The organism is Allocoprococcus similis (assembly GCF_054660775.1).
This window is the reverse complement of record NZ_BAAHSG010000067.1, coordinates 1-8,153: the sequence shown is the minus strand read 5'-3', so window position 1 is coordinate 8,153 and position 8,153 is coordinate 1. Positions and strand designations below refer to the sequence as shown.

The window sequence follows — 8,153 nt, the reverse complement described above, 5'->3', positions numbered from 1 at the left end:
TGCGAAATACACCGGCGATGTATAAAAAAGCATATCCATTTTTGAAAGAAGTGGATTCCCTGGCATTTGCAAATGTGCAGCTGCATCTGGAAAAGGCATATAAGAATTTTTTCAGGGATCCAAAGATTGGCTTTCCAAAATTCAAATCAAAACACAGGAGCAGAAAAAGCTATACGACAAATGTGGTCAATGGAAATATTCAGGTAGCAGACCATCGGATAAAACTTCCGAAACTGAAATGGATCCGTATGAAAAAACATCGTGATATTCCAGAAAAATATTGCCTGAAATCTGTAACAATCAGTATGGAACCATCCGGAAAGTATTATGCAAGTTTATTATATGAAAAATCTGACTGTGAAAACCAAGCAGAAGAATTTGATTATGAAGACGCAAAGATACTTGGAATTGATTATGCAATGCATGGAATGGCTGTGTTTTCTGAAGATATACAGAGAGAAAATGAAGGATATTTCAGAAAAAGCGAGGAGCGGCTGGCAAGGGAACAGAGAAAGTTATCCCATTGCGTGAAAGGAAGCAATAATTATTACCGACAGAAAAAACGTGTTGCATTATGTCATGAAAAAATCCGAAACCAGAGGAAAGATTTTCTGCATAAACTGAGTCAAGAAATAGCAGAAGTATATGATGTTGTTGCAGTAGAAGATATTGACATGAAAGCAATGAGCCAGTGTATGCATTTTGGAAAAAGTGTCATGGACAACAGTTATGGAAAGTTCCGGGAATTGCTGGAATATAAGCTGGCATGGAGAGGAAAGAGATTGGTATGTGTAGACCGTTTTTTCCCTTCCAGTAAAAAATGCTGTAAATGTGGCAATATAAAGAAAGAACTGAAACTATCGGACAGAGTATATCTTTGTACATGTGGAAATCGGATAGATCGGGATCTGAATGCGGCAATCAATATACGTGAATAAGCACGCCGTATGTTGTTAGCAGGATAAATGGAAAGTGTCTGTATCCAGACAATGAAAATATCCCATAACTGGATAAAATGAATCGCGGGGCACGCGAGGATAGCTTGTAGATACTTGGCTCAGTAGAGCCATTGAGCAAGAAGCCCTCACTTCAAAATCTGTGATTTAAGTGGTGGGAGCATGTCACGACATATGGAAACTACAAGAGATATCTTTTGAAAATTCCTTTGAGTGAAGGTGGCACACATAATCGGAGTAATCTGATTGCGTTGTGTAAGTTGTGCCATTCACAGATTCATGCGAAACGTGGGGAGCGCTGGCATGACCGGTAGTGGGTATCAAAATCTCTGTAGACCGACTCACCATAGAACGGCGGGCGGGTGTTGTGTGTGCAGTCGAGAAATTGAATACGGGGGGATAGCAGAAAAAAGAGCGCATGAAAAAACTCTCGTTTTTTTCACACGCCCTTTGTCTTTGATGAATAAAGGTCAATTTTTTATTTAACTATTCTCACTATTATTTGATTCAGTGATTTTTTTCTTCTTTGGAGAAACCAGTTTGTGACCGGAATAAATGGACATGCCCATACAAAGCAATGAAGAATAGGCAAAGTATTTATGTGCAGTCATAGATTTTTTGATTCCAGAATAAATGCATCCCAACATACAGAAAAGTGCGCCTAAGGACCAGTATTTATGTGATTTCATGATTTGATACCTCCTTTGATTTAACTGATTCAATCATAACGCTTTTTTACGAAAATGCAAAGAAAAACTTTGAATATAGTTCTGTAGAATTAGAACTTGGTTTTGCGATTCTGTATATTTAAGATATCAACAAGTATACTAAATTCAGAACGATTATTCGTTCTGGAGGAGGTGTTACGATGGATTTGAAAGCAGTAGGACAGCGAATCAAATCAGCACGAGAAGCAAAAAATCTCACGCAAGAGGAACTGGCTGCATTAGTAAATTTAAGTCCAACACATGTGAGTGTAATAGAGAGAGGCTTGAAAGTTACAAAATTGGATACCTTTGTTGCAATTGCAAATGCATTAGATGTTTCAGCAGATACTCTTTTAATTGATGTTGTGGCACATTCAGTTACAGGTGTTACCAATGAGCTGACAGAAAAAATTGAAAAACTTCCGATCAAAGAGCAGAAAAAAATCATCAAAGTAATTCACACATTATTGGAAGAGTGATATGACAAACTGGGAAGAGCAAGTAGCTCTTCTTTTTTTGACCTTTTATTCCGCTTTAAGTTGTAAAGTGTCTTTTCATGATAATAGAAATATGCTAAATTGGTTCTATAGAACAAGGTGTAATTCTACTTATATATTGGAGGAAAATGAATGAGAGAGAAAACTATTTATGAGAAGATTGCAGAAAAGTACAACACAACACCAGAAGAGGTACGCAGAGAAATGCAGATAGCCATAGATGCAGGATTTGATAATCCTGATCCGGCTGTGCAGGAAGAATGGAAGAAAATGACACTTAAAGGAGACAGACCCACACCGGAAGAAGTAATCAATTACGCAGTAAAAAAACTAAAAGGAAAATAAAAATATGAAGAAAAAGATAATTGCATTGATTTCAGGAGCAGTGATCTTGATAATTGCTGCAGGAAGTATTTATGGGAATCTGAATCTGGTCATAAGGAAGGCGAACCGGATGTAGTTGGAACATTTTCCGTAAATCGAGATGAAAATATTACCGTGGTTGCTAACCGGGGACATATCGAGGATAAAGAAGCTTTTGCAAGAGAACTTTTGCAGATGTACAAGGATGATTCATTTTATTCGACAAAATTCTCCACAGACAGGGGATATGCGACGAGCCTTGATATGAACATCTATTTATGGAAAGAGGATATTGAAGATGGGGAATCGGTAATGACAGCCGAATATAGACCTGTAGAATACGGAAAGGACTATGATGTAGTCAATAATCCTGATAAATTTCAACTATATATAGATGGAAAAGAGATTAAATAGTAATCTCCTGAAAGAAAGCTTTTTGTCAGATTTTTTCAAAGAAAAATTAAATGATAACAATACATAGTTTTAACCATGATATTCTGAAAAATTTTATAGGAATGCTCTATTATCAAATTGACATAGGAATGTGGTAGCGTATAATTAGAATTGAATACACTGAAAAATGGAGAAATTACATGAAAGCACATAAATATTGGTCAGTAGTAGCTTTAATCACAATGATTGGAACTTTTTATACAGGATATAAAGGGTTAAAAGCAGCACACAAATACTTTGCATTTGGCTCTCTGATATGCATGATTATGGCAGTCTTTTCTGGTCATAAAATGATTTCGGGTAATAAAAGAACAAGAAAACAGGTGAAAAACACAAAAGCGGAGGAATAGTAAATGTTAGAGTTAGGAATAAAAGCACCGGATTTTGAATTGCCGGATCAGAACGGAGAAGTGCATAAATTAAGCGATTATGCAGGAAAAAAAGTGATCTTATATTTTTATCCAAAGGATAATACACCAGGATGTACGAAGCAGGCATGTGGCTTTTCTGAGCGTTATCCACAGTTTACTGAGAAGGGAGCTGTTATTCTCGGAGTAAGCAAGGACTCTGTAGCGTCTCACAAGAGATTTGAAGAAAAATACGGACTGGCATTTACGCTATTAGCAGATCCGGAGCGTAAAGTTATTGAAGCATATGATGTCTGGAAAGAAAAGAAAAATTATGGAAAAGTATCTATGGGTGTAGTAAGAACTACATATCTTATTGATGAGCAGGGAATCATTATAAAGGCAAATGATAAAGTCAAGGCGGCAGATGATCCTGAAAATATGCTTAAGGAATTGGCATAATGAAGATTATTTTATCACCTGCAAAAAAGATGATTGTAGATACCGATAACTTAGCACCGGTTGAACTGCCTGTCTATATTGATAAGACAGCAGAAGTATTAAACTGGATGAAAAGCAAATCAAAAGAAGAACTGAAAGCTATCTGGAAATGTAATGACAAGATTGCAGAGCAGAACTTTAACAGATTGGAAAATATGGATCTTTATAACAGGCTTACTCCGGCTGTTTTAGCATATGAAGGGATTGCATTTCAATATATGGCACCATCTGTGTTTGAAATCCAGCAGTTTGAGTATTTGCAAAATCATTTAAGAATCTTGTCTGCGTTTTATGGCATTTTAAAACCAATGGATGGTGTGACTCCTTATCGTCTTGAAATGCAGGCAAAGGTTGGAATTGGAGATGCAAAAAATCTGTATGAGTACTGGGGAGAATTGTTATACCGCTCAGTAATCGATGACAGTAGGATTATCATTAATCTTGCATCAAAAGAATACTCAAAAGGTATAGAAAAGTATCTGACACCACAGGACAGATATATTACGATTGTATTTTGTGAGTTATTCGGAGATAAATTGGTAACAAAAGGTACCTATGCCAAGATGGCTCGTGGTGAAATGGTCAGATTCATAGCGGAAAATAATATTGAAAATCCGGTGGAGATTCAGAAATTTGACAGACTCGGATATTCGTTTAGGTCTGATTTATCTTCAGATTCAGAATATGTATTTGAACGCAAAATATAATAGTTATTCAGGTAAAAGATGCTCAGTTTGGCAGCTTTTATAATAATGAGAATTATTACTATTTTTATTGACAACAGGATAATAGTGGTATATAATCCTTATTAAGAACTAATCCTAATAAGGAGGACGAATGACAAGTAGGAGAAATACCATTCAAAAAGATCTTGTAAGAAATACCGTATACGAAATGAGAAGACACGTTACGGCAAATGAAGTGTATGAATTTATAAAAGAAGCATATCCAACAATTGGAAAAGGAACTGTATATAGAAATCTTGATATATTGGTAGAGGAAGGTGCATTAAGAAAGGTTGAAGTTCCGGATGGACCGAACCGATTTGATTTTATATTGAAAAATCATTACTATGTAAGATGTATAAAGTGCGGTGAAATTTTTGATGTGGATATGGATCAAATACCGGATTTGCTGGAAAGAATTCATAACACTCATGGAATTGAATTTGTGGATTATGATATTTCATTTAAAGGCATTTGCCCGAAATGCAGGGAGAAGGTAAAGGAGGAACAGCATGGACAGGAAAGCAATGTATAAGTTGAGTTATGGACTGTTTATATTGACCGCTAAAGAAGCAGAAAAAGATAACGGATGCATCATTAATACAGCTATTCAGGCAGCTTCGGAACCAAACCAGTTAAGTATCTGTGTAAATAAGGCAAATTATACGCATGATATGATTCAAAGAACCGGAAAATTTACTGTATCAGTCTTAAGTCAGAAGGCACAATTTGAATTGTTCAAACATTTTGGCTTCCAATCAGGAAGAGATACTAATAAGTTTGAAGCCTTTGAGCAGTGTGCCAGGGGCACAAATGGTATTTATTATATTACAGAAGGTACAAATGCATACATTTCTGTGACAGTTACTAAAACAGAGGACTTGGGTTCACATACGATGTTTATCGGTGAGATAACCGATATGGAAGTTTTAAGCAATGTTCCTTCAGTAACATATGATTATTATCAGAATAATATTAAGCCTAAGCCACAGGAGGTTGGAAAAACAGAGGACAGTCAGACAATATGGCGTTGCAGAATTTGCGGATATGAATATGTAGGCGAGGAATTACCAGATGACTTTATATGTCCTTTGTGCAAGCACCCGGCATCAGATTTTGAAAAAGTAGTAAAGAAAACGGAGGTAAAAGAGATGGCAGAAAACAAATATGCAGGAACACAGACAGAGAAGAATTTACAGGAGGCATTTGCAGGGGAATCACAGGCAAGAAATAAGTATACATATTTTGCTTCTGTAGCGAAAAAGGAAGGTTACGAGCAGATGTCAGCATTGTTTTTAAAGACTGCAGATAATGAGAAAGAACATGCAAAGATGTGGTTCAAAGAATTAGCAGGAATTGGTGATACAAAGGCAAACCTGGTGGCAGCGGCAGAAGGCGAAAATTATGAGTGGACAGATATGTATGATGGCTTTGCTAAAACAGCTGAGGAAGAAGGATTCCCTGAGCTTGCAGCAAAATTCAGGGCAGTAGGTGAGATTGAGAAGCACCATGAGGAAAGATATCGTGCACTTCTTAAGAATATTGAAACTTCACAGGTATTTGAAAAGAGCGAAGTTAAGGTATGGGAATGCCGTAACTGTGGACATATTGTGGTAGGAACTAAGGCGCCTGAAGTATGTCCGGTATGTAATCATCCACAGAGCTATTTTGAAGTACATGAAGAGAATTATTAAGGAGACAATTGAATTATAAATTTTACACATGGAAGGAGAAAAAGGCATGGAAGTAAGGTATTATATTTGTAAGCATTGTGGAAACATTGTTGAAAAGGTAAAGGATAAGGGTGTACCTGTAATTTGTTGCGGAGAACCTATGCAGGAATTAAAAGCCGGAGTGACAGATGCTGCTGTCGAGAAGCATGTACCTGTATATACGATAGAAGGCAGTCATGTTCATGTCGTGGTCGGAGAGACAAAACATCCAATGCTTGAAGAGCATTTCATTGAGTGGATTACATTAAATACAAACCAGGGAATATACAGAAAACAGTTAAATCCAGGGCAGGAGCCGGTAGCAGATTTTTGTCTTTGCGATGGTGAACAGGTAGAAGAGGTATATGCATATTGTAACCTGCATGGATTATGGAAATGCTAAAAGCATTTATACATATTAAGGTTACAGAACAACACAAATACAACAGTAATATATGCTGTGTATTAATATATTTATAAGGAGGAACAAACTAATGAAATATGTATGTGATGTTTGCGGATGGGAATATGATGAAGAGGAAGGTTATCCTGAAGGTGGTATTGCACCAGGAACAAAGTGGGAGGACGTTCCAGAAGATTTTGAATGCCCATTATGTAATGTTGGAAAAGATCAGTTTTCAGAAGTTGAATAAAATTCTGATTATTTAAATACGGATAGATAAACAAAAACCCTGGTGCGTGTGAGCAACAGGGTTTTTTATTGCGATAGTTTGTGATGATATCACAGAAAATGGTTTACCTTTTGCTTATAATGTAACTACAAACAAAGTAAGGAGGTAGTCTAAATGAGATTAAAAGATAAAGTTGCAATCATTACTGGTGGAAGCCGTGGTATAGGATTTGCTACAGCTGATAAATTCTTGAAGGAAGGTGCTTCAGTTGTGTTGGCAGCAAGTTCACAGGAATCGGCAGATGTTGCTGTAGATAAATTAAAAGAAAAATATCCCAATGCAATAGTTGCTGGAATTAGTCCAAATCTGGCAAGCATGGAGTCTGTCAGAAAGGCTTTTAAAGAGGCAACTGAAAAATATGGATGTGTCGACATACTGGTAAATAATGCAGGGATTTCAGAAAACACCTCATTTATGGATTATACAGAGGAGACTTTTGATAAAGTCATGGATCTAAATGTAAAAGGAGTATTTAATACTACTCGTGTAGCAGCAGAATGTATGGTGGCAAGAGGCAAGGGGGTCATTCTCTCAACTTCTTCCATGGTGAGTATTTCGGGACAGCCAAGTGGGTTTGCTTATCCGGCATCGAAGTTTGCAGTAAACGGATTGACTGTATCATTAGCAAGAGAACTAGGACCTAAAGGTATTCGTGTTAATGCTGTTGCACCTGGGATTACAGAAACTGATATGATGAAGGCCGTGCCAAAGGAAGTTATCGAACCTATGATTGAAAGAATTCCATTGCGTCGTCTTGGACAGCCAGAAGATATTGCCAATGCGTTTGTGTTTCTTGCTTCAGATGAGGCGAGTTACATTACAGGTGTTATATTAAGTGTAGATGGTATGGCAAGAAGTTAAGTTAATGAGGTATGGTGATGTAATCACGGAAAATAAATGAAATTAAGACTATAATAAATCTACAAAAAGAAAAAGATAAGGAGGACTGTAAAATGTCTGCTATTAATATCAATAAAAATAATTTTCAGAACGAAGTACTGAATTCCGATAAACCCGTTCTTTTAGATTTTTGGGCATCTTGGTGTGCGCCTTGCCGTATGGTAGTACCTATTGTAGAGGAGATTGCAAGTGAGCGTAGAGATATTAAAGTTGGAAAGATTAATGTAGATGAAGAGCCTGAACTGGCAAATAAGTTCAGTATTATGAGCATTCCAACTTTAGTGGTTATGAAGAATGGGA

15 protein-coding genes and 1 pseudogene are annotated in these 8,153 nt (G+C 36.7%); 15 read left to right on the top strand and 1 reads right to left on the bottom strand.

The features are described from left to right. On the top strand, nucleotides 1-938 hold a 938-nt coding region (locus tag ACYQ5K_RS17375), incomplete at its 5' end, for an RNA-guided endonuclease TnpB family protein (RefSeq protein WP_459778148.1). Between the two features lie 215 nt (nucleotides 939-1,153). Further along, nucleotides 1,154-1,270 carry an HNH endonuclease gene (locus tag ACYQ5K_RS17370; protein ID WP_459778146.1) on the top strand — a complete coding sequence of 39 codons (117 nt, stop codon included), beginning with the start codon at nucleotides 1,154-1,156 and terminating at the stop codon, nucleotides 1,268-1,270. Nucleotides 1,271-1,438: 168 nt separating this feature from the next. On the opposite strand, the gene ACYQ5K_RS17365 is transcribed toward ACYQ5K_RS17370, so the two are convergent. Further along, nucleotides 1,439-1,645 (bottom strand): DUF6219 family protein, encoded by a 207-nt coding sequence (locus tag ACYQ5K_RS17365; RefSeq protein ID WP_008688150.1) that lies wholly within the window; start codon nucleotides 1,643-1,645, stop codon nucleotides 1,439-1,441. A 179-nt stretch (nucleotides 1,646-1,824) separates the two neighbouring features. Between ACYQ5K_RS17365 and ACYQ5K_RS17360 the strand changes: the two genes are divergently transcribed. From ACYQ5K_RS17360 to trxA, 13 genes and pseudogenes are all read left to right on the top strand, one after another. Further along, nucleotides 1,825-2,142, top strand: a complete 318-nt coding sequence (locus ACYQ5K_RS17360; protein ID WP_008688152.1) for a helix-turn-helix domain-containing protein — start codon at nucleotides 1,825-1,827, stop codon at nucleotides 2,140-2,142. Nucleotides 2,143-2,292: 150 nt separating this feature from the next. Beyond that, nucleotides 2,293-2,505, top strand: coding sequence for a sporulation initiation factor Spo0A C-terminal domain-containing protein (locus ACYQ5K_RS17355; protein ID WP_029732086.1), 213 nt, complete (start codon nucleotides 2,293-2,295; stop codon nucleotides 2,503-2,505). A gap of 213 nt (nucleotides 2,506-2,718) precedes the next feature. Next, the gene (locus tag ACYQ5K_RS17350; RefSeq protein WP_304279163.1) at nucleotides 2,719-2,937 is read left to right on the top strand and encodes a hypothetical protein; all 219 of its coding nucleotides are present in this window, start codon (nucleotides 2,719-2,721) and stop codon (nucleotides 2,935-2,937) included. Between the two features lie 179 nt (nucleotides 2,938-3,116). Next, a complete protein-coding gene (locus ACYQ5K_RS17345; RefSeq protein ID WP_373241187.1) occupies nucleotides 3,117-3,326 on the top strand; it encodes a DUF6219 family protein in 210 nt (69 codons plus the stop codon). A 3-nt stretch (nucleotides 3,327-3,329) separates the two neighbouring features. Then, nucleotides 3,330-3,785 (top strand): thioredoxin-dependent thiol peroxidase, encoded by a 456-nt coding sequence (gene bcp / locus ACYQ5K_RS17340; RefSeq protein WP_024854727.1) that lies wholly within the window; start codon nucleotides 3,330-3,332, stop codon nucleotides 3,783-3,785. Continuing rightward, nucleotides 3,785-4,531 carry a peroxide stress protein YaaA gene (gene yaaA, locus ACYQ5K_RS17335; protein ID WP_373241188.1) on the top strand — a complete coding sequence of 249 codons (747 nt, stop codon included), beginning with the start codon at nucleotides 3,785-3,787 and terminating at the stop codon, nucleotides 4,529-4,531. The genes bcp and yaaA overlap by 1 nt, the downstream gene beginning before the upstream one ends. Nucleotides 4,532-4,661: 130 nt before the next feature. Beyond that, nucleotides 4,662-5,084, top strand: a complete 423-nt coding sequence (locus tag ACYQ5K_RS17330; protein WP_459778143.1) for a Fur family transcriptional regulator — start codon at nucleotides 4,662-4,664, stop codon at nucleotides 5,082-5,084. Next, nucleotides 5,062-5,682: pseudogene (locus ACYQ5K_RS17325) on the top strand (flavin reductase family protein); the annotation flags it as partial. The gene ACYQ5K_RS17330 and the pseudogene ACYQ5K_RS17325, both read left to right, overlap by 23 nt. An 18-nt stretch (nucleotides 5,683-5,700) precedes the next feature. After that, nucleotides 5,701-6,243 carry a rubrerythrin gene (gene rbr, locus ACYQ5K_RS17320; RefSeq protein ID WP_243182783.1) on the top strand — a complete coding sequence of 181 codons (543 nt, stop codon included), beginning with the start codon at nucleotides 5,701-5,703 and terminating at the stop codon, nucleotides 6,241-6,243. Nucleotides 6,244-6,289: 46 nt separating this feature from the next. Further along, nucleotides 6,290-6,664 carry a desulfoferrodoxin family protein gene (locus ACYQ5K_RS17315; RefSeq protein ID WP_023920586.1) on the top strand — a complete coding sequence of 125 codons (375 nt, stop codon included), beginning with the start codon at nucleotides 6,290-6,292 and terminating at the stop codon, nucleotides 6,662-6,664. Nucleotides 6,665-6,755: 91 nt separating this feature from the next. Beyond that, nucleotides 6,756-6,914 (top strand): rubredoxin, encoded by a 159-nt coding sequence (locus ACYQ5K_RS17310; protein ID WP_005339874.1) that lies wholly within the window; start codon nucleotides 6,756-6,758, stop codon nucleotides 6,912-6,914. 153 nt (nucleotides 6,915-7,067) lie between these two features. Next, complete coding sequence (locus tag ACYQ5K_RS17305) at nucleotides 7,068-7,814, top strand: SDR family NAD(P)-dependent oxidoreductase (protein WP_005421611.1); 747 nt, start codon at nucleotides 7,068-7,070, stop codon at nucleotides 7,812-7,814. 92 nt (nucleotides 7,815-7,906) lie between these two features. Further along, a partial coding sequence (gene trxA, locus ACYQ5K_RS17300) for a thioredoxin (RefSeq protein ID WP_459778138.1) occupies nucleotides 7,907-8,153 on the top strand: 247 nt, incomplete at its 3' end.

Coding starts and splice junctions, on each gene's coding strand:
- ACYQ5K_RS17365 (WP_008688150.1), bottom strand. CDS start 1,645: ATGAAATCACATAAATACTGGTCCTTAGGCGCACTTTTCTGTATGTTG.
- ACYQ5K_RS17360 (WP_008688152.1), top strand. CDS start 1,825: ATGGATTTGAAAGCAGTAGGACAGCGAATCAAATCAGCACGAGAAGCA.
- ACYQ5K_RS17355 (WP_029732086.1), top strand. CDS start 2,293: ATGAGAGAGAAAACTATTTATGAGAAGATTGCAGAAAAGTACAACACA.
- ACYQ5K_RS17350 (WP_304279163.1), top strand. CDS start 2,719: ATGTACAAGGATGATTCATTTTATTCGACAAAATTCTCCACAGACAGG.
- ACYQ5K_RS17345 (WP_373241187.1), top strand. CDS start 3,117: ATGAAAGCACATAAATATTGGTCAGTAGTAGCTTTAATCACAATGATT.
- bcp (WP_024854727.1), top strand. CDS start 3,330: ATGTTAGAGTTAGGAATAAAAGCACCGGATTTTGAATTGCCGGATCAG.
- yaaA (WP_373241188.1), top strand. CDS start 3,785: ATGAAGATTATTTTATCACCTGCAAAAAAGATGATTGTAGATACCGAT.
- ACYQ5K_RS17330 (WP_459778143.1), top strand. CDS start 4,662: ATGACAAGTAGGAGAAATACCATTCAAAAAGATCTTGTAAGAAATACC.
- rbr (WP_243182783.1), top strand. CDS start 5,701: ATGGCAGAAAACAAATATGCAGGAACACAGACAGAGAAGAATTTACAG.
- ACYQ5K_RS17315 (WP_023920586.1), top strand. CDS start 6,290: ATGGAAGTAAGGTATTATATTTGTAAGCATTGTGGAAACATTGTTGAA.
- ACYQ5K_RS17310 (WP_005339874.1), top strand. CDS start 6,756: ATGAAATATGTATGTGATGTTTGCGGATGGGAATATGATGAAGAGGAA.
- ACYQ5K_RS17305 (WP_005421611.1), top strand. CDS start 7,068: ATGAGATTAAAAGATAAAGTTGCAATCATTACTGGTGGAAGCCGTGGT.